The following is a 26363-nucleotide window of genomic DNA, read 5'->3' as shown; positions in this document are numbered from 1 at the left end:
GATGGAAGAGATCGACATCGCGGTGACCGGCGGGAAGCTACGAGTGGTGAGCTGGCCGGGGGACGGTCCGGTGGTGCTGGCCGTGCACGGGATCACGGCCAACGCGCTGTCCTGGACCTCGGTGGCCCGGGAGCTGCGCGGACGCGTACATCTGATCGCCCCTGATCTGCGGGGTCGCGCGGGAAGCGCGCATCTGCCCGGACCGTTCGGCATGGCCGCGCACATCGCCGACCTGATCGCGGTGTCCGACCATTTCGGCATCGAGCGGCCCGCGCTCGTCGGCCATTCGATGGGCGCCTTCGTGGTCGCGGTCACCGCGGCCGCTCATGACGTCGGCCCGGTGCTGATGGTCGACGGCGGGATCGCGCTGCCCGTGCCGCCGGGCATCGACATCGACACGGCGCTGCACGCGGTCATCGGCCCGGCGATGCGCCGGCTGTCGATGACGTTCAGCGACGAGACCGCCTACCTCGACTACTTCCGGCAGAACCCGGCGCTGGGCGACCACTGGACGCCGGAACTGGCGGCCTACATCCTCCGCGACTTCACCGGTACCGGATCGTCCTGCAACATCGACGCCATCCGCGCCGACGCGCACGACATGTTGACCAACCCGATCCCGGCGCCCCATCCCCTGCTGTGGGCGCCACGTGGACTGATGGATGAACCGCGTGGACTGTATCAACATGAACAGTTGACTGGAGTTGACGCCGAGTTGATTCCCGACGTCAACCACTACACGATCCTGCAAGGGGCGGGAGCTCGGCGCGTCGCTGAACGGATCATTAGTCTCACCTCATGACCACCGACCTGTCCGTGCTGGAGGCGCTGCACTCCACCCCGGCCCGCCGCTACCTGTCCACCGAGCCGATCGCCGACGACGTGATCCGGGACATCCTCGACGCCGCGATCCGTGGCCCGTCCGCCGGCAACGGCCAGTTCTGGGCGTGGATCGTGGTCCGTGACCCGGAGACGAAGAAGCGGATCGCCGGCTGGTACCGGGAGGGCTGGGAGCGCCACTACGGCTCCCGCCGCGAGCAGATCCTGAACGCGCCCGAGGGCGGCCCGATGAGCAAGGCCAGCTTCCTCGCCGCCGACCACCTGGCCAACCACCTGGAGGAAGCCCCCGTCTGGGTCTTCCCGGTGCTGCTCGGCGCCGCGAGGTCCACCAACCCGCGGCTGGGCTCGTCGATCTACGGCGCCGTCCAGCAGCTGATCCTCGCGGCCCGCGCGCACGGCCTCGGCGCCACCCTCACCACCCTGCACATCGGCCACGAGGAGGAGGTCCGCGAACTGCTCGGCCTTCCCGAGGACGCCCTCACGATGGCGCTGATCCCGCTCGGCTACCCCGCGAAGGGCCGCTGGTCCCAGCCGAAGCGCCGCCCACTCGACGAGGTGGTCCATTTCGAGAAGTTCCAAACCGCCTGATGGTACGGGTGAGCTGAACCGCTTCCCGTACCCGCGCGGGCGCACTGCAGCGCAAGGCCGCAGCGTACCCGCGTGGGCGCACTGCAGCGCAAGGCCGCAGCGCACCCGCGTGGGCGCACTGCAGCGCAAGGCCGCAGCGCACCCGCGTGGGCGCACTGCAGCGCAAGGCCGCAGCGCACCCGCGTGGGCGCACTGCAGCGCAAGGCCGCAGCGCACCCGCGTGGGCGCACTGCAGCGCAAGGCCGCAGCGCACCCGCGTGGGCGCACTGCAGCGCAAGGCCGCAGCGCAAGGCCGCAGCGCACCCGCCGGATCTGAGCGCGGAGCGACTCCCCACCGGCGCAGCTCGCGCACCGTCACCCTGGACCGCGACCCCGCCCACCCGCGCGACCACCACCTCCGGTGACGGACCCCGGCTGGCGGGGAAGGGCTGTATCAACGACCCCGGAACAGCGCTCACGGCCAGCCGGTCAGGGTCGTCGGCCCGGCGTTCACAGAGGACGTTCCCGGGTTCCGGCGGCGGCGCGGGACTGCCATCATGTCTCGATGACGGACGGTCGCCGGCCCACGGACAGCCGGTCGTCCGTGACCGTCGGCGTGCTCGCGGGCGCCGCCCTCGGGACCGTCACCAACGTCTTCACCAACACGTTCCCGGCCGACTGGAAGTGGGCCGGCGACGTGAAGCTGATGGGCGCGATCTTCGTGGGCTGCCTGGTGCTGTCGATCACCGTGGCCGTCCGCCACCTGCGGCGCGACCCGGACACGCCGGGCGGCGCCCGTGCGCTTCTCGACCTCCTCACTTCCCGGTACGCCCGCGACTACCGGCGCTGGGTCAGTGAGAGCCGCCGCAACCTGGACGCCAAGGGGCTGAACATCATCGGCCCGTTCATCCCCGAGCTGGACGCCAGTTTCGTCCGCCTGGCGCTGACGTCGAGCGCGCCCGGCCAGGTGGGTTCCGGCATGGTGCCGACCGCCCGGGAGAACGGCCGCGATCGTACGATCTGGTATTTCCTGAACCGCCGGCGACGCGTCGTGCTCGCGGTGCTCGGCGCGCCGGGCAGCGGCAAGACCACCCTGCTGAGCCATGTCGCGCGGCGGACGGTCGAGGCGAACCGTGCGATGACGCGCCCGGTCCCGGTGTGGCTGCAACTGCGCGACCAGGCCAAGGCCATCGTCGCCGACCCGAACGTCTCACTGCCCAGCCTGATTCGTGACTCCATCCCGGACTCGGTCGGCCCCGAACCGGCCCGCTGGTGGGAGAAGCGGCTTCGCGGCGGCCGCTGTGTGATCCTGCTCGACGGGCTCGACGAGGCGGGCGAGGCCGGGACGCGCCGCGACGTGGCGCAATGGGTCAACCGGCAGGTCGCGGCGCATCCGGGCAACGACTTCGTGATCACCTCACGGCCGCCCGGCTATCGCAACGCGTTCGTCGACGCCACCGAGACGGTCCAGGTGCTGCCGTTCGGCCGGCCGCAGGTCCGCGCCTTCCTGGAGAAGTGGTACACCGCCGCGGAACGGCACGACGCCGACAACGACGGGCACGCGGTCGCCGCCGAACGCGGAAAGGAGGCGGCCGCGCACCTGCTGGGGCAGATCGACGCCATTCCCGGGCTGACCGATCTCACCGCGAACCCGCTGCTGCTCACGATGATCGCCAATGTGCACCGGTACGGGAAGCAGCTCCCGGAGAACCGCGCCATGCTCTACCGCGAGGTGTGCGAGACGATGCTGGGCCGCCGCGACGAGGCACGCGGCCAGATCGTCGCGCTGGCGCTCCGGCAGCGGCTGATGCTGCTCGGCCGGCTCGCCTTCGAGTGGATGCGCCAGGGAATCCGCGGCCAGGACCGGCGCACCCTGGTCCGGACGGTGCAGCCCTGGCTCGACGAGACCGCGCCCGGGATCACCGCCGAGCGGTTCCTGGAGGACATGGAGGCCACCGGTCTGCTACCGGTCCCCGACCTGGAGAACTTCGCCTTCACCCACCAGACCTTCCAGGAGTACCTGGCCGCCGCCTACATCGCCGAGAGCGGCCTGCACCACCTGCTCACCGAAGTGGTCGACGACCCGTGGTGGCGGGAGACCATCCTGCTGTACGGGGCCGGTGAGGACCCGAACCCGATCGTGGCGAGCGCCGTGCGTTCGGGCACCCTCGTCGCCCGTTCCCTGGCCTTCGAACTCGCCGAATCCGACGACCGCGTCGACCGAGGGCTGCGTGCCGAACTGGATCGCCTCCTGCACCGCGGTCTGCGTCCGGACGCCGACGCCGCCGACCGGACCCTGGCCCTCGACGTCCTCATCGGCCGCATGCTGCGCGCGATGGTGACCACGCCGGACGGCACCCGGATCAGCCGGTGGCCGATCACGACCGAACTGTACGAGCTGTTCTGCTCGGAGACCGGCACACCCTTCATCGAGGGCACGGAACCGGCCGACCCGGACGCTCCGGCCCGCGGCATCTGGCAGCGAGACGCGAAAGCGTTCCTGACCTGGATCAACGCGCTGGTCGCGGCCGGCCCCCGAAGCGGCAAGGGCATCGTGTTCCGCCTGCCGGCCGGCGCGGAGCTCGCCACGGTGCACCCGGCCCAACCGGTGTGGGTCGTGGACGAACGGTGGAGGGTCTGGTACCCGAACAGGAAGGCGGCGGTTGTCACCGCCGGCGCGCTGCTCGACGCGCTCAGCGCCGACCTCGCCGGATCGCGCCTGCTCGACAAGGGGCTGGAGGACCTGGCGGCCCGCCAGACCGACATGGTCCGCCGGTCCATGACCGAGATGAACCATGTCGCCGCCCAGATGGCCGAACTCGTCAGGGAGAGCACCCAGTACGTCCGGTCCGCAGACACGGACAACGCACCCGGGAACCGGACCGGCGGCATGGTGGAGGATCTACGGGACAGAGCCGAACGCCTGCACACGGAGCTCGGCCGACTGGAGACCGTGCTGCTCGGGATGTCCGACCGTCGCCGGGCCTCGGCGAGATGGGGAGACCTGGTGGTCGACCTCGGCCGGGTGCGACGGGCGCTCAAGTCGGCGGAGCCGGGCAGCACGCCCCGCGCCAGGGGGTTCTTCCCGATCATCCGCGCGGAATTCGAGGAGATCGGCACCCTGGTCAGCCGGATCCGGTCGATCGCCGACGGCGCTCCCCCGGCCGTCGAACGACAGTCAGCGATCGACCACGTCCTCGGGCCGATCTCCTACCGCGACCTCGCGCTACCGGTGTCGGCCGGGCCCGGCGACCCGGTACGCATCGTGGCCGAGTCGCTGCTGCCCGACCGCCAGGTCAAGGCGAATCGGTTCCCGGTCGACCTCAGTGGTCTGGTGGCCAGGCTCTGGGCGATGCCGGAACGCCTCGGATCACCCGCCGACGCCTCGCCTTTCGAAGCGGCGCTGAACCGGCTGCTCCGGGTGGCGCAGCCGATCGTGACCCGGGAGCGCCTGATCACTCCGGCGGCCGCCGCCGCCATCCGCGCTCCCGCACTGGTCCTGGCCCGGTTCGCGCAGAAGGCCGACAACAACCGCCTCACCGCCACCCTGATCGAGCTGGCCGCCGCCACCTGCCTGCTGGAGGAGCGCCGCGCCCGCCCGGAACTCCTGGAGACGCTGATCCTGGCGCACGACTGAACCATCGGCGAACCGCCACCGCCCGACGCCCGCCGAGCCCGGGCCGGCGGGACGGGCCCCGGCGGGACGGACACATCGGAGGCGGGCGCCGCAGCGCTGGGCCGGCCGATGACCCGCACCGCGGCGAACGGGCCGCCAGGCGGGAGCCGGCGGTTCGCGAGACCGGAGGCGCAGCGAGTGACCGGGGGCGCAGCGAGTGACCGGGGGCGGTCAGCGGGCCAGGGTCCAGTAGTGGCCCTCCGCCTCCAGGAGGGTGTCGTGGGTGCCGGACTCCAGGATGCGGCCGTGGTCGATCACGGCGATCTGGTCGGCGTCGCGGATCGTCGACAGGCGGTGGGCGATGGTCACCGTGGTGCGGCCGTGGGACAGCTCGTCGAAAGCGCGCTGGACGGCGCGCTCGGTCTCGTTGTCCAGCGCGCTGGTGGCCTCGTCGAGGACCAGGATGCGGGGGTCGCGCAGCAGCGTGCGGGCGATCGCGATGCGCTGCTTCTCGCCGCCGGAGAAGCGGTGACCGCGGGAGCCGACCATCGTGTCGTAGCCGTCGGGCAGGGCGGCGATCAGGTCGTGGATCTGGGCGGCGCGGGCGGCACGCTCGATCTCGGCGTCGGTGGCGCCGGGTTTCGCGTAGCGCAGGTTCTCCCGGATCGTGGTGTGCAGCAGGTACGTCTCCTGGCTGACCACGCCGACGATGGCGGCCAGGTCGTCGAGGGCCAGGTCGCGCACATCGGCGCCGTCGATGGTGACCCGGCCGGACGTGGGGTCGTGGAGCCGGGCGATCAGGGCGGCGATGGTGCTCTTGCCGGAGCCGGTCTCGCCGACCAGGGCCAGGGAGGTGCCGGCGGGCACGTCGAGGCTCACGCCGGCGAGTGCGGCGGTGGCGCCCCCGTCGTACGCGAAAGTGACGTCCTCGAAGCGCAGGTGGCCGCGCACCGTGGGCAGGCGCACGGGCTCGGCCGGCTCCCGGATGCCGACCGGCAGGTCGAGGTATTCGAAGATGCGCTGGAACAGCGCGAGTGACGCGGTGAGGGTGACCCCGACGTCGAGCAGGCTCATCAGCGGCCGGAACAGGCCCGTCTGGAGGCCGGTGAAGGCGACCAGGGTGCCGATGCTCATGGCGCCGGCCGCGAACGGCAGGCCGGCGGCGAGGTAGATGGCCGCGGGGATGACGGCGAACACCACGTTCATCGTGGCCATCCGCCAGCGGCCGGCCAGCTCGGACCGCAGCTCGAGGTCGATGAGACGGGCCGAGGAGCCGGTGAACCGCTCGATCAGCGCACCGCCGGCGCCCATCGTCTTGGCCAGCTGGACGCCGCTGATGGACAGGCCCTCGTCGATGATGACGTTGAGGTCGGCGAGCTCGCGCTGCCGCTGGGCGGTGATCCTCTGCCGCATGCGGGCGACCCGCCGGGTCCAGTAGATCGCCGGGGGCAGTGCGACCAGCGAGGCGAGGGTGAGCTGCCAGGAGAGGGCGGTCATCGCGACCAGGGTGGCGATCACCGTGGTCAGGTTGGCGGCGACGGACGTGGCGGTGGAGGTGACCACCCGCTGCATGCCGCCGATGTCGTTGGTGATGCGGGACTGCACCTCGCCGGTGCGGGTGCGGGTGAAGAAGCCCACGGACTGCCGCTGGAGGTGGGCGAAGACGTCGGTGCGCAGCCGGTGCATGACCCGCTGCCCGACGGTGGTGGAGATCCACGTCTGCACCACGCCGAGCGCGGAGGTGGCCGCGGCGATGCCGACCATGCCGGCGACCAGCAGCGACAGCAGGCGCAGGTCGGACTGTGGGAGGGCGACGTCGATGACCTCGCGCAGCAGGAACGGCGAGCCCATCGAGATGACGGACGACAGGACGATGACGGCAACGACGACGGCGAGGTGCCGGCGGTGGCCGGTGAACAGGGCGCCGATGCGGCGCAGGGAGACGGCGCGGGCCTGCGCTCTCTCCTCGGTGGTGAGTCTGCGGGGTAGATCCTTCGGCAAATGGGGCCTCTCTCCGGACGACGACGACAAGCTGAGGTTACCTCAACATGAGGGAACAACGGTAGTCGCTGCTATCTTGTTCCGGTGGAGGACGACAGCCTGCTGGAATCGTTCTGGGCGGTGACCCGGCGCCTGCGCGAGCGGACGAAGATCACCCTGGAGCCGTGGCACGTCTCGCCGTCGCAGTCACGGGCGCTGGGCGTGCTGAGCAGGCACGGCGAGGTCCGGCTCAGCGTGCTCGCCGAGCGGCTCCACATCGCTCCCCGCTCGGCCACCGAGGTCGTCGACGACCTGCAGGAACGCGGTCTGGTCGAGCGCAAGCCGGACCCGACCGACCGCCGCGCCACGCTGGTCGTGCTCACCCCCGGCGGTGTCGCCACGGCCGCCGCCATCCACGAGGCCCGGGCCACCGAGGGCGAGCGCCTGTTCGCCGGGCTCGACCCGGCCGACCGGACCGAACTGGCACGCATCCTGAACCTGCTACGCGAAGCCCGGTGAGTAAGGACGCGAAGCCCGGCACTACGCGACGCCCGCTGACGGCGGGCGGGCCACCGCGGAGACGCAACCCGCCACACCGGCGGCGCAGATCAGGGTGAGGTAGAGGCTGAACGGCACGGTCAGCAGGCCGGCCGCCTGAACGGCGCCCACCGCGGCGAGCGCGACCAGGAACCAGACCAGCGACACCCGCGCCACGTGCGCCAGAGCGTCCCGGCCGGCGCCTGCGCGGCGGGCGGTACGGCCGGGATGGATCCGCAGCGACTCGCCGAACTCGTCCGCCGCCCGGGCCAGCGACGCGGCGTCGACGGCCGTGCGCATCACCTTCGCGAAGGTCCTCAGCGTGGCGCGCGCTCCGGCATGTCCGGAATCGATCGTCAGGGCCCGCCCGATCGCCTCGCGGGCGCTCAGCGGCCGGCCGATCGCGAACAGCGCCTGACCGTAGGTGACCTGGAGATCCGCGTCGTACCCGGCCAGGTCGGCGACACAGCGCAGGTTTTCGGCGGCTTCGCCGGGCAGCCCGGCGGCGAGCTGCGCACGGGCCAGCCGGTTGTGCAGGCGGGGGTTGCCGGGGTCCTCCCGGCATGCCGCGGCCGCGGCCGCGAGCGCCTCGGCGTGGTCACCGGCCCGCGAGCGGGCGGCGCTCAGCCAGAGCAGCGACTCGGCGCCGTGCGGGTCCAGGTTCCAGGCGGCCCGCGCGGCCAGCAGCGCGCCGGCGGTGTCACCGAGGTCGAGCCGGGCCCGGGTCATCCGGTGCCAGGCGCCGACGTTCTCCGGTTCCCGCACGACGAACGGGGTGAGCAGCCGTTCGGCATGCTGGGCACGCCCGCGGGCGAGCAGGGCGTCGGCCTCGGCCAGGAGGGGCTCGGTTCGCACGGCCCTTCGATCGGCAGCCGACCGCCCGACCTCCGATGATCATCCGGTGCGGCTGCGTTGCAAAATCACGATCAACACCATTCCCGGTACGGAGTAAGCGCTCTCGCGCGGGGCGACCACCGATCTACGCCCGGCGGTCGCGGCACCGGCCGGACCCGGCAGCGGCTCGCGGAGTGCCGGGAAAGGGCTCTCCAGCCCGTACCGATGAAATGGTTTTGATCAGTGACTGCGCAGCTCGTCGCGGTAGGAGATGAGCGCGGAGATCATGCCGTGCAGGAACTTCTCGATGGTCTGCAGCTCTCCGACGCCGAACTGGGCCATCACCTCGTCGGTGCGCGGGGAGAGCGGGGCGAAGAACGACAGGGCGAGGGCCATGCCGGCGTCCGCGTAGCGCAGATGGACCACCCGCCGGTCCGCGCTCTCCCGTGATCGGCGCAGGTGGCCGCCGCGTTCCAGCCGGTCGATCAGCGCCGTGGTGGCGCCGGAGGTGAGGCCGATGGCCTCGCCCAGCTTGCCGGGGGTGAGCGGGGCCCCGCGCCGTTCGGCGTGCATGACGGCGAGCAGCGCGTGCAGATCCGTCGCGTTCAGCCGGTGCAGGTGCGCGAAGGCGTGCCCGATGTGATTCGCCTCGCTGCTGTACGTGTTCAACAGATCGACGAGGTCCCCGCGTAACCGCTGGCGTTCCGCGGTCTCATTGCCTTCCACGGGGTAAGTGTTGCAGATCCCGGCTTCGTCGTGAACAATCTCGATTGTAAAGATTCTCGCTCTTGGAGGCTTTCAGATGAGAAGGGCATGGGCGACGCTTCTGCTGGCCCTGCTGCTCGGCGGGCTGGTCCTCGGTCTCGCCGGTTCCACGGAGACGGACAACGATCCGGCCTCCTCGCTGCCGTCCTCGGCGGAGTCGACGAAGGTCGCCCAGCTCCAGAAGGAGCTGCCGTCCGGGCGGACCAACCCGGCGCTGATCGTGGTCGCCAAGGGCGGGCAACCGCTCTCCGACGCGGATCTGGCGACGGTGCAGGCCCTCGGCCGGCCGATCCTGTCGGAGGACCGCAAGGCGGCCCTGATCACCGTGCCGCTGCCGACCACCGGTGACGCCACCGCCACCATCGACGCGGTGCGCGACCTGCGCGAGAAGGCCTCCACCGGCCTGCCGCCCGGCGTCACCGCCCAGGTCACCGGCGGGGCCGGCTTCAGCGCCGACCTGGCCGACAGCTTCAGCGGCGCCAACACCAAACTGCTGCTCGTCACCGTCGTGGTGGTCACGGTGCTGCTGCTGGTCACGTACCGCAGCCCGATCCTGTGGATCGTCCCGCTGTTCGTCGTCGGGTTCGCCGACCAGCTCGCCGCCAAGGTCGTCGCCCTGCTCTCCCAGCACACCGACCTGGCCGTCAACGGCTCGACCACCGGCATCGTCACGGTGCTGGTCTTCGGCGCCGGCACCGACTACGCGCTGCTGCTGATCTCCCGCTACCGGGAGGAGCTGCACAAGTACGAGAACCGGTTCGAGGCCATGGGCAAGGCCCTGCGCGGCGCCGGCCCGGCCATCGCGGCGAGTGCCGGCACCGTCATCCTGGCGCTGCTCACGCTGGTGCTGGCCACCCTGAAGAGCAACACCGCGCTGGGCATCACGTCGGCCGCCGGTGTCGCCATCGCCGCCCTGTTCGCCCTGGTGGTGCTGCCGGCCGCGCTCGTGGTCTGCGGTCGCGGCCTGTTCTGGCCGTTCATCCCCCGGGTCGGCGAGTCCGGTCCGGAGGACGGCAAGGGCATGTGGGCCAAGGTCGGCCGGGCCGTGGTGCGCCGCCCGGTCGCGGTGACCGTCGTGTCCGCGGTGGTGCTCGGGCTGCTGTCGCTCGGCGGCCTCGGCACCAAGGTGGGCCTGTCGCAGACCGAGCAGTTCCGGGTCGAGGCCGAGTCGGTGCAGGGCCTGGAAACGCTCTCCAAGTATTTCCCGGCCGGCGCCGCGGGGCCGGCGGTGGTCCTGACCACCCCGGATCAGGCTTCCCAGGTGCTGGAAACCGTCTCCGGCACGCCCGGCGTCGCCCAGGCCCGCATCGCCGAGGAGACTCCGGCCCGGGTCAGCATCAGCGCCGTGCTGGAGGCCGCCCCGGACACCGCCGAGGCCTTCCAGACCATCCGCGACCTGCGCGCGAACCTCGACGGCGACGCCCTGGTCGGCGGCACCGTGGCGACCGCCCTGGACACCCGGGACGCCGCCCGCCGCGACCTGATCGTCATCGTCCCGGTCATCCTCGCGGTGGTGTTCCTGGTCCTGGTCGCCCTGCTGCGCGCCCTGGTCGCCCCGATCCTGCTGATGATCACCGTGGTGGTCAGCTTCCTGGCCTCGCTGGGCGCCGGATCGTGGCTGTTCCGCACCGTGTTCGACTACCCGGCCCTGGACAACGCGGTCCCGCTGTTCTCGTTCCTGTTCCTGGTGGCGCTCGGCGTCGACTACAACATCTTCCTGGTCACCCGGGCCAAGGAGGAGGCGGCCACCCGGGGCACCCGGGACGGCATGGTGCACGCTCTCGCGGTCACCGGCGCCGTCATCACCAGCGCCGGGATCCTGCTGGCGGCGGTGTTCGCGGTCCTCGGGGTGCTGCCGGTGGTCACGCTCACCCAGATCGGCGTCATCGTCGGCATCGGAGTGCTCCTGGACACGCTGCTCGTGCGTACCGTCCTGGTCCCGGCCCTGGCCACGCTCACCGGCGACCGGTTCTGGTGGCCCGGCCGCCCGGCGGCCGTCGCGGCCGGAACCGTTCCCGCGCCGGCCCGGCCGCACACCGACTGGGACGCCGTCGACCGGACGAAACTCTCCGAGACGGCCGACGGGCCGAAGGCCTGAGGCTTCACTCACCGCCAGAGAAGGACGCCGGGTGGTCCCTGACAGGGACCACCCGGCGTCGGCGTTTCCGCCACCCTTTCCACAAATCCTATGTAGTCGATAGGATGAGTAGTTATGAACGAGGGCGCATACGACGAGCGCAGACTGCGCGATTTCCTTGCCGGGCGGACCCGTGGCTTCTCCCGGCGGAACCTGCTGGCACTCACCGCCGCGGTGGGCGCGGGCGCGGCGATCCCTGGTCCGGCGCTGGCCGCCGGCCCGATCGTCAAACCCCTGCCGCCCGAGCTGTTCCGGCAGCTGGGAACCAACGCTGAAACCAAATGGTCGGCGCTCAAGGACCAGGGCTACTACGTCCCGGTGGACCGGTTCTTCGTCCGCAACCACACCGTCACACCGGCGATCGACGCCTCCACCTGGTCGCTGGAGCTCTCCGGATCCGGGCTCGCCCAGGCCGCGCACTTCAGCCTGGACGACCTGAAGAGGCTTCCCCGCGAAACCCGGCCGGTCGCCATCGAGTGCGCCGGCAACGGCCGCAGCTACTACACCTCACAGCAGGGCCAGACCGTCTCCGGTACGGCGTGGGGCCTGGGCGGCATCGGCGTAGGCAAGTGGACCGGTGTCAGACTGTCCACCGTCCTGCGCCGGGCGGGCATCTCGAGGAAGACCGTCGACGTGCAGCCGATCGGCCTCGACCCGAACTTCGTGAGCGGCGGCGTCGACCTCGGCCCGGTCCGCCGGCCGCTCCCGGTCGGCAAGGCGTTCGACGACGTGCTGCTCGCCTACGAGCTCAACGGCGAGCCGCTGCCGCCGGATCACGGTTTCCCGGTCCGCGTCGTCGTCCCGCACTGGATCGGCATCTCCTCGATCAAGTGGGTGGGCCGGATCGACGTGTCCACCGAGCCGCTCTTCTCCCCCTGGAACACGCAGTTCTACCGGCTGTTCGGCGAGGGCTACCCGGCCGAGGGGCAGCCCTTCGACCGGCAGGTGATCAAGAGCGCCTTCGAACTGGACCCGGGAACGACCTTCACCGCGGGGGTACGGACGCGGCTCACCGGGCGCTCGTGGTCGGCGGACGGCCCGATCCGGCACGTCCAGGTCAGCACCGACGGGGGTACGACGTGGCGGCGGGCCCGCCCGTACGGCGCCACCCCGGGTGGGGTCTGGCAGCGCTGGGAGGTCGACTGGACGCCGGCGGCCGGGGAGCACACCCTGCTGGCGCGGGCCACCGACGTACGCGGGAACACCCAGCCCGACGCGGCCCGGCACAACACGCTCGGTTACGTCTTCAACGCGGTGGTCCGTGTGCCGGTGAGCGCCGTGTGACCCGGCCTCGATAACATGGCCCATGTCGTCGAGGAAGGCCACGTCGAACGACGTCGCGGCAGCGGCGGGCGTCTCCCGCTCGGCGGTCTCGTTCGCGTTCAACAACCCGCAGCGGATCTCGGTGGCGACCAGGGAGCGGATCCTGGCCGCCGCCGAGGAACTGGGCTACACGCCGGACCCGCTGGGCCGGATGCTGCGGGCCGGCACCACCAACTCGATCGGCGTGCTGCTGCCCCAGCGGCTGGCCTGGATCCTGGAGAACCCGTACTATTCCCGCTTCCTGATGGGCGCCGGGCAGGTGTGCGATCAGGAGGGTTACACGCTGCTGCTCACCCCGCCGCTGCAGGACTCGGTGCTCAAGGCCATTCCGTACGCCGCGGTCGACGGTTTCGTCGTCTGCGGCCTGGAGGCCGACCGCGGCGAGGTGGCCGAGCTGAGCCGGCGCGGCATCCCGTTCGTGCTGATCGACAGCGACCGGGTGCCGGGCGCGCCCAGCGTCGAGGTCGACGACCGGGGCGGCGCCCGCGAGGTGGCCCGCTACCTGCTCGATCTCGGCCACCGCCGGCTGGCAGTGCTGTCCATGGACCCGGGCGCCGCGGTGACCGAGCGCGGCTACCGGGGGCCGCTGGCCCGGCGGATGGCCGGGATCGCCGACGCGCTGGCCGAATGCGATCTCACGATGGCCGACGTCCAGCTCGTCGAGGTGCCGGTGACCCGCGCCGAGGGCTACCGGGCGACCCGGGACCTGATGGCCGGTGGGCACGCTCCCACCGCTATCCTCGCGCTGTCCGACATCCTCGCGTACGGGGCCGTGGATGCCTTGCAAGAACTTGCAATAAAAGTGCCCTCAGAGGTGTCCGTGACCGGGTTCGACGACCTCTCCGAGTCGGCCTGGTTCCGTCCCCGGCTCACCACCGTCCGGCAGCCGATCGTCACCAAGGGGCGGATGGCCGCGGAGTTCCTGATCTCGGCGATCAGGGGTGAGGAACAGCACCCGCACCAGGTTCTCGGCACCTCGCTGATCGTCCGGGAATCAACCACAAAACCGGCATAACCGACTGTTGCAAGAACTTGCTGCAAGAAAGCAAGCCTCGGGCTATGTAACACGTGTTAGTTTCTTGCTAGCGTTCGTCGCCATGACGGATCAACTGATCGCACCGCCCACCGTGGAGGCGCCCCCGGCATCGTGGTGGCGCAACGCGGTCATCTACCAGATCTACCCGCGCAGCTTCGCCGACTCGAACGGCGACGGCATCGGCGACCTGCCCGGCATCAGCAGCCGGCTGCCGTATCTGCGGGATCTCGGTGTGGACGCGGTGTGGCTCTCCCCCTTCTACGCCTCGCCGCAGGCGGACGCGGGCTACGACGTCTCGGACTACCGGACCGTCGACCCGATCTTCGGCACCGTCGCCGACGCCGAGCAGTTGATCGCCGGCGCGCACGCCCTCGGTCTGCGAGTCATCGTCGACCTGGTTCCCAACCACTCCTCGGACCAGCACGACTGGTTCAAGCGGGCGCTCGCCGAGGGCCCCGGCTCGCCGTTCCGCGAGCGCTACCACTTCCGCCCCGGCAAGGGTGAGAACGGCGAACTCCCGCCGAACGACTGGCCGTCGATCTTCGGCGGGCCGGCCTGGACCCGCGTCGCGGACGGCGAGTGGTACCTGCACCTGTTCGCCCCCGAACAGCCCGACTTCAACTGGGAGCACCCGGCCGTACGGGACGAGTTCAAGACCATCCTGCGGTTCTGGCTCGACCTGGGCGTCGACGGCTTCCGGGTGGACGTGGCGCACGGCATGGTCAAGGAGGACGGCCTGCCCGACATCGGCGACACCGGCGAGTGGCACCTGCTCGGCGCCGGTGAGAGCCCGTTCTTCGACCGGGACGGCGTGCACGAGATCTACCGCGACTGGCGCAAGATCCTCGACGAGTACCCCGGCGAGCGCATCGCCGTGGCCGAGGCGTGGGCGCCGACGCTGGCCCGGGTCTCCAACTACGTCCGCGACGACGAACTGCACCAGGCGTTCAACTTCAGCTACCTGGGCACCGCGTGGAACGTGCACGAGCAGCGCCAGATGATCGAGGACTCGCTCGCCGCCATGCGCGAGGTGGGCGCTCCGACCACCTGGACACTGTCCAACCACGACGTGGTCCGCCACACCACCCGCCTGATGCAGAAGATCGACGGCGAGGCGGCCGGCCGCAAACCCACCGCGGTCGACGACGCGGCCGGTCTGCGCCGCGGTCGCGCGGCCAGCACGCTGATGCTCGCCCTGCCCGGTTCGGCCTACCTCTACCAGGGCGAGGAGCTCGGCCTGCCCGAGGTCGTCGACCTGCCGCCGGAGGTGCGCCAGGACCCGGCGTTCCACCGGGCCGCCGGCCAGGACGGCTACCGCGACGGCTGCCGCGTGCCGATCCCGTGGAGCGGCTCCGAGGCCCCGTACGGCTTCGGCCCCGACGGCGGCGGAAGCTGGCTGCCGCAGCCGGACTCGTGGGCGGCCCTCAGCGTCGCGGCGCAGGCCGGCGCCACCGGCTCCACCCTGGAGCTGTACCGCTCGGCCCTCGCGATCCGCCGCACCGACCCGGCGCTCGCCCCCACCGACAACCTGCGCTGGGTGCCCGCACCGGCCGGCGTGCTCGCCTTCGAACGCGAGGTCGAGGGCGCACCGGTCTTCCGCTGCACGGTCAACATGAGCGACCAGCCGGTCGCCGTCGGCCGCCCCGGCGAGCTGCTGCTGGCCAGCGGCCCGATCGACGGCACCAGCGACAACGTGGTCCTTCCGCCGGACACCACCGTGTGGTGGTCCCTCTAGGACTGATTCGTCCCGGTCCATCCCCAGGACGGTGGGGGATGGACCGGGCACCCGGGCGTGACGCGCACGGGGGACGCGTCACGCCCGCCCCTGCCTCCACTCACTTTTCCGCGCGTCCTCTTTCTCCCGCTTCCCACACCCCTCACCCGCTTCCCACGCCCTCACCCCCCCCTGCCGCGCCCGCAGCCCACGCCACCGCCCGGGCCCTCACCCTCCTGCCGCGCCCGCAGCCCACGCCACCATCCGCGCCCTCACCCTCCTACCGCGCTCCGGCACACCGCGCCCGCAGCCCACGCCACCGCCCGGGCCCTCACCCTCCTGCCGCGCTCCGGCACACCGCGCCCGCAGCCCACGCCACCGCCCGGGCCCTCACCCTCCTGCCGCGCTCCGGCACACCGCGCCCGCAGCCCACGCCACCGCCCGGGCCCTCACCCTCCTGCCGCGCTCCGGCACACCGCGCCCGCAGCCCACGCCACCATCCGGGCCCCACCCAACTGCCGCGCTCCGGCACGCGGTCGCCGTTCCAGACCCTTCCGGTACGGCTACGCCAGCACCCGCTTGCGGTCGAGAACCCGACTCGCCTCTCCGAGCAGCCCCGTTGGGCGGAAACGGTTCCCGTCCGGCTCGGCCCGATAGCCTTCCCGGCCATGCGCGATCTGGACTTCCTCGATCAAACCCGTTCCTCGTACGACACGGTGGCCGCCAGCTACTCCACCCTGTTCACCGACGACCTGCCGCGCCAGCCGCTGAAGCGAAGCCTGCTCGCCCTCTTCACCGACCTGGTGGACGGCCCGGCCGCCGACGTCGGTTGCGGCCCCGGCCACGTCACCGCTTTCCTGCACGGCCGGGGCCTGGACGTCTTCGGTGTCGACCTCTCCCCCGGCATGGTCGAACAGGCTCGCGCCAACTACCCGGACCTACGTTTCGAGGTTGGCTCGATGACCGCCCTCGACCTGCCCACCGAAAGCCTCGCCGGCCTGAACGCCTGGTTCTCCACCATCCACGTACCGGACCGCGAACTACCCGGCGTGTTCGCCGAATTCCACCGCGTACTACGACCCGGCGCCCACCTGATGCTGGCCTTCCAGGCCGGCGACGACGACAAGCACTACACCGAGGCGTGGGGTCACGAGGTCACCCTGACCATCCATCGCCGCCGCCCGGAAGCGGTCGCCGCCCTGCTCACCGAAGCCGGCTTCGAGCCGGCGGTGACAACGATCCACGAGATCCCCCCGCCCTACACCGTCCCGAACCCCACAAGGCAGGGCGCCTTCCTGATCGTCCGCAAACGCTGACCCCGAGACCCGTCTCCACCGACGCCCCACCCCACCCCACCCCGCCCCGAACGATCGGAGCACCCGCGAACGCCCTAACCACCGAGGATTCGGGCCGAGGATTCGGGCCGAGGATTCGATCAAGTCGGTCGTCTTCGGTGGCGAGAAGTTGGAGATCGCCGAGTTCCAGCCACGGGCCGGGAAGGTGGCGTCGAGGCTTCGGGTCTCGGTTGGCAACTGCTCGACCTGAGCCTCACATCGGCCGATCACCGGGTCTGCCATACCAGCCCGGATCCGCAAGATCATCTCAGAGACGCCCATTAAATGCCTTGACCACGTGAGTGCATCCGAACTCGGAATGGCGGCGGACGATGCCGACAGCGAGGATATCTACCGGCCGCGAAAGAGTATCCCCCGCGGAAGCCAATTTGGCATGATCGACTTTAAGGTCAGGCTTACACTTCTTCGCGTCGGCGCAGGAGAATTGAAGTATGCCGCAGCTCCAATTGTTCACCAGGGAAGAGATTTCCGAGATGCGTGACCGGAGCGCGCGCCGAAACCACTCCCCAGCCGCTGAAAAATTCCGTCGCGAACACGAGCGTCACCGCGCATGGGGTCTACGCAGGCGACACGCTGAGCGCCTCCGCCGCATCCGCGCCGACGAGGCAACTCAGTCGATCGGCCGCGCGCCGGAGCACAGCGCGGACGGGCGCCCGGACACAACCAGCCCACCCCAACCGGACAGGACCACCCCAGCGCGCCCCGAAACGACCACGTCACAGCGCCCGACCACAACCACCTCAGCGCGCCCGAACAGGACCACTCCAGCGCGCCCGAACACGACCACTCCAGCGCGCCCGAACACGACCACCTCAGCGCGACCGAACAGGACCACCTCGCTGCGGCCAGACACGACCATCCCACCTCGTCCGAACAGGACTACTCCCGCGCAGCCAAACACGGCCACCCCACCGCGCCTGGACAGGACCACCCCAGCGCGCCCGAACACGACCACCCCAGCGCGGCCAGACACGACCATCCCACCTCGTCCGAACAGGACTACTCCCGCGCAGCCAAACACGGCCACCCCACCTCGTCCGAACAGGACTACTCCCGCGCAGCCAAACACGGCCACCCCACCGCGCCTGGACAGGACTACCCCAGCGCGCCTGGGCACGGCCTGCCCCACCCCGCCGGTCGGTGCACAGCCCGCTCTGGAACGGAACGGCACGCACCCGGTTGAGCGGTCGGCAGCACAAGATCAGCCGATTAGTGACGGCCTGATCCAGCCCCATGGCTGTCGGGCGGAGCCGCGACCTGGCCGGCCGAGGAGCACCTCACTTCGGGGACCAGCCCCGGACCGCACGGCTGGAAGACCCGTAGATCAAGTGTTTGAGCTGCACGAACAGGCCAACGACACGGGCGCTCCGGAAGACTCCACCGAGCAGTTCCGCACACCGGGCCAGCATGCTGGCACCGTCACCACCGACGGCCCTTCCGCGGACGAAACCGCTGATCAACTCACCAGCCTCGATGAACGGACCGGCCCGCCGCGTGAACGGAACCGCCCGCCACTCAAGGCCTTCGCCCGTAGTGGCCCACCGCTCAGGTGCACCAACCACGTAGGCAAATCGATCGTGCCCGCCGGCCACGACTCCAGGCCGATCAAACCCATCACCCACAACCCCGTACCCGTCAAACCCATCACCCACAACCCCGCACCCGTCAAACCCACCGCCCGCAACTCCACACCGACCGAACCCGCCAACTACACCCCCATCGCGGAAGGTCGCCGACCACAACCCCACACCGAGGTAGGTCGCCGACCACAACCCCACACCGAGGTAGGTCGGCGACCACTACCGCGCACCCAGGCAGGTCGGCGACCACTACCGCGCACCCAGGCAGGTCGGCGACCACTACCGCACCCCGACAGGTCGGCGACCACCACCGCACACCGGGGTAGGCCGCCGACCATGACGGCCCATCAACCGACATCGAGCCGCCGCGTCGGCCACCGATTCGGCCAGCCAAGCCAAGGCGATCATCGGCCAATGAGGGCGCGGGGTCCGCTGCCGGCGACCTTCCTGAACGGGGCGAGGAGGCGACCAAAGTGGCCAGATGGGGGTGTTCTACCCGCCGCCATCGCGCCGATACATAGACGATCACCGTAACTCCAAGCCCGACCATCATCCTTCTCCGCCATCAACGAACGGCGAAGGAGAAAGGCTGGAAAGTACGGCTCACTCCTGCATTCATGCTGCCGCATGGAGAAACCCATCGCGGGAGGCAAAATACGCAAGGCCATCTCGGAATCGATTCAATTCCGATCTGGTACCGGCACCCCATCACCTGTGCACCGCAGCTGTATTACCCCGGAAAGGCTGCCAGTCGACCCGCGAACTATCCACTGGCGGCTTGGGTCGCGACCACGAGTTCAGCGGCGCAGCGATTCGGAGGCAGCAACCCAACGGAGACCGCGAAATAGAAGCGGTGTGGAGGCCGCGGGAGGCAGGCAGGACAGCGGAATGGTGGCGGCTGGGAGGCCGGCGGCGACGGGCGGCGACGGGCGGCGGATGAAAGGCAGGTGGGCGGGCGACGGGTGCGCGGACGCGACCACGGCGGCGGGCCGGACGCAACGGCCGGCAAGTGAACGGCAGGCGGGCGGCGACGGGCAGCGGGCAGCGGGCAGCGGGTGAACGGCAGGTGGTGGGCGACGGGTGCGCGGACGCGACCACGGCGGCGGGCCGGACGCAACGGCCGGCAAGTGAACGGCAGGCGGGCGGCGACGGGCAGCGGGCAGCGGGCAGCGGGTGATCGGCAGGTGGTGGGCAGCGGGTGAACGGCAGGTGGGTGGGTGGGGGTGGGGGTGGGTGGGTGAACGGTGGCGGTGCGGTAGCAAGGCTCAGTGAGGGTCGTGGGGGGCCGATTCGCACTTCGTGACTCTCAACGGCCTGGAAGAAGTGCTGCATGACAGCGACCGCACCCGTGTTTCGCGCGTCCACGTGGTGGGTGGCGCGTGGGTGGTTCGCAAGCAGCCGCTCGGGCCTGGTGCGGCTGACCGGCTGCGTAACGAGATCGCTATGCTGCGCCGCCTCGACGGTGTTCCGGGTACCCCGCGGCTGGCCGGGCAGCTGGACGAGCGCTCCTTGGCGCTGGTGGACGACGCCGCGCGTACGCTCGCTGATGTTGAACGGCCGTGGGAGCCGGGCGCGCTGACGGAGCTGGCCGTCCGCCTGGCCGGCGTGCTCGCCGGGATTCATCGGCGTGGCGTGGTGCACCGGGACGTGAGCCCGGCGAACGTGCTGGTCGACGACGACGGCCGGCCCACGCTGATCGACTTCGAGCTGGCCGGGGACGCGGGCCGGGAGGCGGGCGAGGTGCTGGCCGGCACCCTGCCCTATCTGTCGCCGGAGCAGACCGGGCGCACCGGTCGGCCGGTCGACCACCGCAGCGACCTGTACGCCCTCGGCGCCACCCTGTACGAGCTGGCCACCGGGGAGCCGCCGTTCGGCCGTGACCGGGAGCCGCTCAGTCTGATCCACGACCACCTGGCCCGTGTCCCGATGCCGCCGGACGAGGTGAATCCGGCCATCCCGTCCGCTCTGTCGCGGATCATCCTGCGGCTGCTGTGCAAGGAGCCCGACCAGCGCTACCAGAGCGACGAGGGTCTGATCCACGACCTCGTCCGGTTCCGTGCGGAAGAGGCGTTCGAGCTGGGTGAGCACGACTTCCCGCTGCGTCTCGCGCCGCCCGCCCGCCTGATCGGCCGGGACGAGCCGCTGGCCGCCCTGCATGCCCTGTTGACCGAGGCGACCGCCGCAGCCACCGGAGCAACCGGAGCAACCGGAGCAACCGGAGCAACCGGAGCAACCGGAGCAACCGGAGCAACCGGAGCAACCGGAGCAACCGAGGGCAGTGGAACCGCCGGAGACAGCGCGACCGCCGGAGCCACCGAAGACAGCGGGACCGCCGGATCCGGCCGGCTCGCGATGATCACCGGGCCCGCCGGGGTAGGCAAGACCGCCCTGGTGGATCGGTTGCGCCCGGCGCTGGCCAGGGCCGGGGGCCGGTTCGTGGCCGGCCGGTTCGACCAGTTCCACCACGATCTGGCCGGCGGGATCCGGGAGGCGTTCGACCGGCTGGGCGAGCAGCTGCTGGCCGAACCGGAGGACGTGGTCGCCGGGTTGCGCGACCGGCTGCGTACCGCGCTCGGCCCGGACCGCGGCCTGATCGCCGCGATCATGCCGTCGTTCCGGCCGCTGCTGGCCGTGGAGCCGGAGGAGCCGTCCGGCGACGACCCGCGGGTGGTGTTCGCGCGAATGCGCACGGCCGCGCTCACCCTGCTGCGGGCGCTGGCGAGCGCCGAGCGCCCGCTGGTGCTCTTCCTCGACGACCTGCAGTGGGCGTCCGGCCCGTCGCTGCCGTTCCTGGGCGACGTGCTCGACGCCGGCGACCTGCCGGGCCTGCTGGTGCTGGGCGCCTACCGGGAGGAGGAGGTGGACGAGACGCACCCGCTGACCGCGATCGTGGCGCGGGCGCACCGGATCGCGCTCTCCCCGTTGAGCGGTGACGACCTGGCCGGGCTGATCGCCGGGATGCTGCGCCTGCCCGGGGCGGACGCGGCGCCGCTGGCCGCCGTGCTGGCCGAGCGGACCGGCGGGAACCCGTTCGACACCGTGGAACTGGTCAACGCGCTGCGCCGGGAGGGTGTGCTGGTCCCGGAGGACGGCGGCTGGCGCTGGGATCCGGCCGAGGTGCGGGACTTCGTCGGCCACGGCGATGTGGTCGCCCTGATCAGCGCCCGGATCGAGGCGCTGCCGCCGCGGGCACGTGAGCTCGTCGACGTCATGGCCTGTCTCGGCGATTCGCTGGAGGCGTCCGCGGCGTTGCAGCCGGCGGTCGACGACGGCCTGGTCGTGGTCGACGGCGGCCGCGCGCGGTTCCGGCACGATCGGGTGCATCAGGCCGCGTACGCCCGCCTTTCCCTGGACGACCGGGCCCGGCTGAGTCTGGCGCTCGCGCGCCGGATCGCCCCGGCCCCGGCCGCCGCGCCGCTGTATCTGGCCGCGGCGGATCTGCTCACCGATCCGGCCGAGCGGGCGTCGGCCGCGGCGTTGCTGCGCCGGGCCGCCACGTCGGCCCGGCTGGTCGCCGACCATGCGGAGGCCGAGGTGCATCTCTCGGTCGCGCTGCGTCTTCTGGACAGGACCGGCGAGGGGTACGCGGACACGCGCGCCGATCGTCATGCCGTCCTGTGCGCGCTGGCCAGATTCGAAGAGGCCGACCAGGTTTTCGCCGAGATCACCGCGGACGCCGGCGACCCGGTGTGGCTGGCCCGCCCGGTGGCCGAGCAGATCGGCGCACTGACCAACCGCCGGATGCTCGGCGACGCCCTGACGCTCGGTACCGGCCTGCTCGCCCGGCTCGGCGTCGACGTGCCGGAGCCGGCCGCGATGGGCGCCCGGATCGGCGCCGGGCTGGCCGCCTTCCACGGCGGGCCGGGCGCCTCCGGAGCCGTCCGGCCGGAGCTGACCGATCCGCGGCTGCTGGCCGTCGCCCACCTGATCAACCGGCTGGTCCCGACCGCGTTCTTCGCCGACCGTACGACGATGGCCTGGCTCGTGGTGGAGGCCGCCGAACTGTGGTCGGCGCACGGCACCTGTGCCGCCCTGACCGGCGCGCTCGGCCACCTGGGTGTGGTCACGATCGCCGGCGGCGGCGGCCACCGGGCCGCCTACCGGGCGATGTGCCGGGTGCTGGCGGCCGGCGAGGAGCACGGCCACGAGCCGGAGACCTCGCAGGTGCGGTTCCTGCACGCGCTGGGCACCGTGCCCTGGTTCGAGCCGATGGAGGCCGCTGTGCGGCTGGCACACGAGGCCCGCGACGGGCTGCTGCGTGGCGGCGACCTGCGTACCGCGCTCTACACGTACTTCGCATCGGTTCCGCAGATGCTGGACTGCTCGGCCGACCTGGCGTCCTTCCACCGGGAGGCCCGGACCGCGCTGGAGTTCGGCGAGCGGATCGGCGCCGGGCCGGAGACCTCCATGTTCGTCATCGCGGCCCACCTGGTCGCCTCGCTGCGCGGCGAGACCACCTTCGACGACGCCTACCTGGAGACGCTGACCGGCAACGAGCCGGCCACACAGTTCTACTCGACCGTACGGGCGCTGGACGCGGCGATCTTCGGCGACGACGAGGCGCTGGTCCGGCACAGTGCGGCAGCGGTGGCGCTGCTGCCCGCCGTGCCCGGCACCTACCTGCACGTTCCGGCGCACCTGCTGGCCGTGCTCGGCGCCGAGGTGTCCGCGCGTACCGCCACCGGCGCCGACCGCGAGCGGGCCCTGGCCGTCATGGACCGCGGTGTCGCGTTCCTGGCCGCCCGCGCCGCCGCGCAGCCGGGCAACTTCCGGCACCTGCACCGGTTCGCCGAGGCGACCCGGGCCGCGGCACACGGCGACTTCGCGTCGGCGGCGGCCGCGTACGACGCCGCGATGGCCGACGCCGTCACCGCCGGACGGTCCTGGCACACGCCGCTGATCACCGAGCGGGCGGCACTGTTCTACCTGGACGCCGGTCTGGAGCACGTGGGCGCCCGGCTGCTGGCCGAGGCGCTGCCCGGGTACGCGCGCTGGGGCGCCACCGGCAAGGTGCACGCCCTCAAGCGCACCCATCCGGCGCTCGGATCGGCGGTCGCCGGTACCTCCGGGACCCGGGCCTCCACGCTCGGCGGCGGCCACAGCGTGAACCTGTCCACCGAGGTGATCGACCTGATGGCGGTCCTCGAGGCGGCGCGGGCACTCAGCTCGGAGACGAGTCTCGACGCGCTGCGGGTGCGGGTGCGGCAGGTGCTCGGCGCGATGACCGGGGCCACCGCCGTGCATGTGGTGCTGCGCGATGACCGTACCGGTGGATGGGTTCTGCCCGGGGACGGCGACCGGCCGGAGATGGACGCGGACCGGGCGGCACGGCTCGGCCTGTTGCCGCTGACCGCGATCCGGTACGCCGAGCGCACCCGCGAACCGCTGCTCGTCGACGACGTGACGCTCGACGACCGGGTGGGGCGGGACCCGTACCTGGCCGGTCTGGACCACTGCTCGCTGCTGGTCGTGCCGGTCATCGGGCAGGGGCAGCCGCGTGCCGTGCTGGTGCTGGAGAACCGGCTGAGCCGTCGCGCGTTCTCGGCCGGCCGGCTCGACGCGGTCCTGCTGATCGCCGGGCAACCCACCGTCTCGCTGGAGAACGCGCAGGTCTACGCGTCGCTGGAGCGGGCCGTCGCCGAGCGCACGGAGGAGCTGGCCGAGGCCAACCACCAGCTGGAGCTGCTCACCGTCACCGACCCGCTGACCGGTCTGCCGAACCGGCGCAAGCTCACCATGTTCCTGGACGAGGCGTGGCAGCGTGCGGCCCGGTCCCGGGAGCCGGTCGGCATCGCCATGATCGACATCGACCACTTCAAGAAGTACAACGACCACTACGGCCACCAGGGTGGCGACGACACCCTCAGGCTGGTCGCGGAGGCACTGCTCGCCTCGGCACGGACGACCGACCTGGTGGCCCGCTACGGCGGCGAGGAGTTCTGCATAGTGATGCCCGGCGCGTCCCCGGAGAACGCGATGATCGTCGCCGAACGGGCCTGCCGGTCCGTGTCCCAACTGGCGGAGCCGCACGCGCTCACCGACGGCGGCGTCGTCACCGTCAGCGTCGGCGTCACGTCCGGCTCCCCGGCCGACGGCGACGAGCCCGAGCACATGATCAAATTCGCCGACGAAGCCCTGTACGCGGCCAAGCACACCGGGCGCAACCGGGTGGTGGCCGGATGAGGCACCGTTCCCGCCGGTTGATGTTCGGCTCCCTGATCGCGTCGCTGGCGCTGCTGTCCGGGCTGGCCCTGGTGGACAGTCAGCGGCACGCCCGCATCGTCGAGGACATCGCCCACGCCGGCGACCAGGTGTCGGCCTACCAGGACGCCGCGTACCTGTCGGCGCGGGAGATGTCGCTGCTCCGGGCGAGTGCCGCCAACCCGCGGAGCGCGGAGCGGCGCCAGGTGCTCGGCGCGGACACCGAGGCCTACCAGGCGACGCTGCGGATCGCCGAGCTCAACCCGGAGGCGACGACCGTCGTCCAGCGGCAGATCCACCTGCGCCAGGTGATCATCGGGTATCTGTCGATGCTGGACCATGGCAAGATCACCGAGGCGCGGGAGTCGCTGGAGACCGCGATCGCCCCCACCTACCGGCGCAACGCCGCCAAGCTGCTCGAACTGCGCAACCGCTACCAGCAGGAGTACGACCAGCGGGTGGCCGACGCCCGCCACGACTCCCGGCGGCTGCTGCTCGCCGCCGTCTTCACGTTCGTGCTGAGCCTGATCGTGATCGCGCTGTTCGTCTGGAACAGCCGCGCGCACCGCCGCCAGGTGGAGACGATGGCCACGACCGACATGCTCACCGGGCTGCCGAACCGGATCGCGTTCACCGAGCACCTGCATCGGGCGCTGGCCGTCGCCCCGCCCGACCGTACGGCGCCCGGCGTCACCGTGCTGACCGTCAACATCAACGGCTTCCGGCACGTCAACGACCAGCTCGGCCCGCACGTCGGTGACCGGCTGCTGGCCGAGGCGGGCCGGCGACTGTCCACCGTGGTGCGCGACACCGACATGGTGGCCCGCACCGGCGGCGACGAGTTCGCGATCATGCTGCGCGACCTGGACCCGGCCCGGGCCGAGGACGTGGCGGCCCGGCTGCGGGAGGCCTTCGACGAGCCGTTCCAGCTCGACGACGTCACCGTGGACCTGGAGATCAGCATCGGCGCGGCCACGGCGGCCGACGGCGACGACGTGAGCACCCTGCTCGGGAACGCCGACAGCGCCCTGCACGACGCGAAGGAACAGCACGACGGGTACCGCCGGTTCACCGGACACTCCGCACAGGACAGCACCGACCGGCTCACCCTGCTCGGCGACCTGCGGCGGGCGCTGACCGACGCGTCCCAGTTCACCCTCCACTACCAGCCCAAGATCGGCCTCGGCGGAGCCGGCGGCCTGGTCGGCGTCGAGGCGCTGGCCCGCTGGCACCACCCGGCCCGCGGCCCCGTCCCGCCCGGCCAGTTCGTGCCGGTGCTGGAGAGCACCAGCCTGATCCACCCGTTCACCGAGCGGGTCCTCACCATCGCCCTCCAGCAGGCCCGGGAATGGCTGGACGCCGGCCACCGCATCCCGGTCGCCGTCAACCTGTCCACCCGCAGCCTGCTCGACGAGTCATTCACGGACCGGCTGGCCGCCTTGCTGGCGTCCACCGGGGTGCCCGGGGAGCTGCTGTGCATCGAGATCACCGAACACACGGTCATGTCCGATCCCAGCACCACGATCGAGGCCCTGAACCGGGTGCGCGCCCTCGGGGTCAAAACCTCGATCGACGATTTCGGTACGGGCTACTCGTCGATGACGTACCTCAAGCTGCTGCCGGTCGACGAACTGAAGATCGACCGCTCGTTCGTGGCCGACATGGTCACCGATCCGAGCAGCCGTGCACTGGTCGCCTCGTCGGTCGACCTGGCCCACAACCTGGGCCTCACGGTCGTCGCGGAGGGTGTGGAGGACGCGGCCACGGCGGAGGCGCTGGCCGCCCTGAGCTGTGACACCGCCCAGGGCTACCACTTCGCCCGGCCTCAGTCGGCCGCCGACCTGACCGCCGGCCTGCCACAGCGGCAGCCGGCATGAC

Annotated in this window: 14 protein-coding genes; 11 read left to right on the top strand and 3 right to left on the bottom strand. The window is 71.6% G+C overall.

From position 1 onward, the window contains the following. The first annotated feature begins 1 nt into the window (after position 1). From BJ964_RS24510 to BJ964_RS24500, 3 genes are all read left to right on the top strand, one after another. Positions 2–802, top strand: a complete 801-nt coding sequence (locus tag BJ964_RS24510; protein ID WP_188122868.1) for an alpha/beta hydrolase — start codon at positions 2–4, stop codon at positions 800–802. Then, positions 799–1428 carry a nitroreductase family protein gene (locus tag BJ964_RS24505; RefSeq protein WP_188122867.1) on the top strand — a complete coding sequence of 210 codons (630 nt, stop codon included), beginning with the start codon at positions 799–801 and terminating at the stop codon, positions 1426–1428. Before BJ964_RS24510 ends, BJ964_RS24505 begins: the two co-directional genes overlap by 4 nt. A 544-nt stretch (positions 1429–1972) precedes the next feature. Next, positions 1973–5044, top strand: a complete 3072-nt coding sequence (locus BJ964_RS24500) for an NACHT domain-containing protein (protein ID WP_188122866.1) — start codon at positions 1973–1975, stop codon at positions 5042–5044. 210 nt (positions 5045–5254) lie between these two features. On the opposite strand, the gene BJ964_RS24495 is transcribed toward BJ964_RS24500, so the two are convergent. Next, positions 5255–7024 (bottom strand): ABC transporter ATP-binding protein, encoded by a 1770-nt coding sequence (locus tag BJ964_RS24495; RefSeq protein ID WP_188122865.1) that lies wholly within the window; start codon positions 7022–7024, stop codon positions 5255–5257. 84 nt (positions 7025–7108) lie between these two features. Here BJ964_RS24495 and BJ964_RS24490 point away from each other — a divergent pair, with 84 nt between their 5' ends. After that, entirely contained in the window at positions 7109–7522 is a 414-nt protein-coding gene (locus BJ964_RS24490) for a MarR family winged helix-turn-helix transcriptional regulator (RefSeq protein WP_183222167.1), read from the top strand. A 21-nt stretch (positions 7523–7543) separates the two neighbouring features. Here BJ964_RS24490 and BJ964_RS24485 read toward each other — a convergent pair whose 3' ends face one another. Together BJ964_RS24485 and BJ964_RS24480 are read right to left on the bottom strand one after the other, a co-directional pair. Continuing rightward, positions 7544–8395 (bottom strand): tetratricopeptide repeat protein, encoded by an 852-nt coding sequence (locus BJ964_RS24485; protein ID WP_188122864.1) that lies wholly within the window; start codon positions 8393–8395, stop codon positions 7544–7546. A 219-nt stretch (positions 8396–8614) separates the two neighbouring features. After that, positions 8615–9100: a MarR family winged helix-turn-helix transcriptional regulator gene (locus tag BJ964_RS24480; RefSeq protein WP_188122863.1), complete on the bottom strand. Its 486-nt coding sequence runs from the start codon at positions 9098–9100 to the stop codon at positions 8615–8617. A gap of 76 nt (positions 9101–9176) precedes the next feature. On the opposite strand from BJ964_RS24480, the gene BJ964_RS24475 reads away from it, so the two are divergent. From BJ964_RS24475 to BJ964_RS24445, 7 genes are all read left to right on the top strand, one after another. After that, positions 9177–11237, top strand: a complete 2061-nt coding sequence (locus BJ964_RS24475) for an MMPL family transporter (RefSeq protein ID WP_188122862.1) — start codon at positions 9177–9179, stop codon at positions 11235–11237. 114 nt (positions 11238–11351) lie between these two features. Beyond that, complete coding sequence (locus BJ964_RS24470; RefSeq protein ID WP_188122861.1) at positions 11352–12560, top strand: molybdopterin-dependent oxidoreductase; 1209 nt, start codon at positions 11352–11354, stop codon at positions 12558–12560. Between the two features lie 22 nt (positions 12561–12582). After that, positions 12583–13614: a LacI family DNA-binding transcriptional regulator gene (locus BJ964_RS24465; protein ID WP_188122860.1), complete on the top strand. Its 1032-nt coding sequence runs from the start codon at positions 12583–12585 to the stop codon at positions 13612–13614. 82 nt (positions 13615–13696) lie between these two features. Then, complete coding sequence (locus BJ964_RS24460) at positions 13697–15370, top strand: glycoside hydrolase family 13 protein (RefSeq protein WP_188122859.1); 1674 nt, start codon at positions 13697–13699, stop codon at positions 15368–15370. A 647-nt stretch (positions 15371–16017) separates the two neighbouring features. After that, positions 16018–16665, top strand: coding sequence for a class I SAM-dependent DNA methyltransferase (locus BJ964_RS24455; protein ID WP_188122858.1), 648 nt, complete (start codon positions 16018–16020; stop codon positions 16663–16665). A gap of 2918 nt (positions 16666–19583) precedes the next feature. Further along, positions 19584–24467, top strand: coding sequence for a diguanylate cyclase (locus BJ964_RS24450; RefSeq protein ID WP_307838038.1), 4884 nt, complete (start codon positions 19584–19586; stop codon positions 24465–24467). Further along, positions 24464–26362 carry a putative bifunctional diguanylate cyclase/phosphodiesterase gene (locus tag BJ964_RS24445; protein ID WP_188122856.1) on the top strand — a complete coding sequence of 633 codons (1899 nt, stop codon included), beginning with the start codon at positions 24464–24466 and terminating at the stop codon, positions 26360–26362. The genes BJ964_RS24450 and BJ964_RS24445 overlap by 4 nt, the downstream gene beginning before the upstream one ends. Position 26363 lies beyond the last annotated feature (1 nt).

This window comes from Actinoplanes lobatus, assembly GCF_014205215.1.
Lineage (GTDB): Bacteria > Actinomycetota > Actinomycetes > Mycobacteriales > Micromonosporaceae > Actinoplanes > Actinoplanes lobatus.
This window is presented reverse-complemented; position numbering and strand designations above follow the sequence as displayed.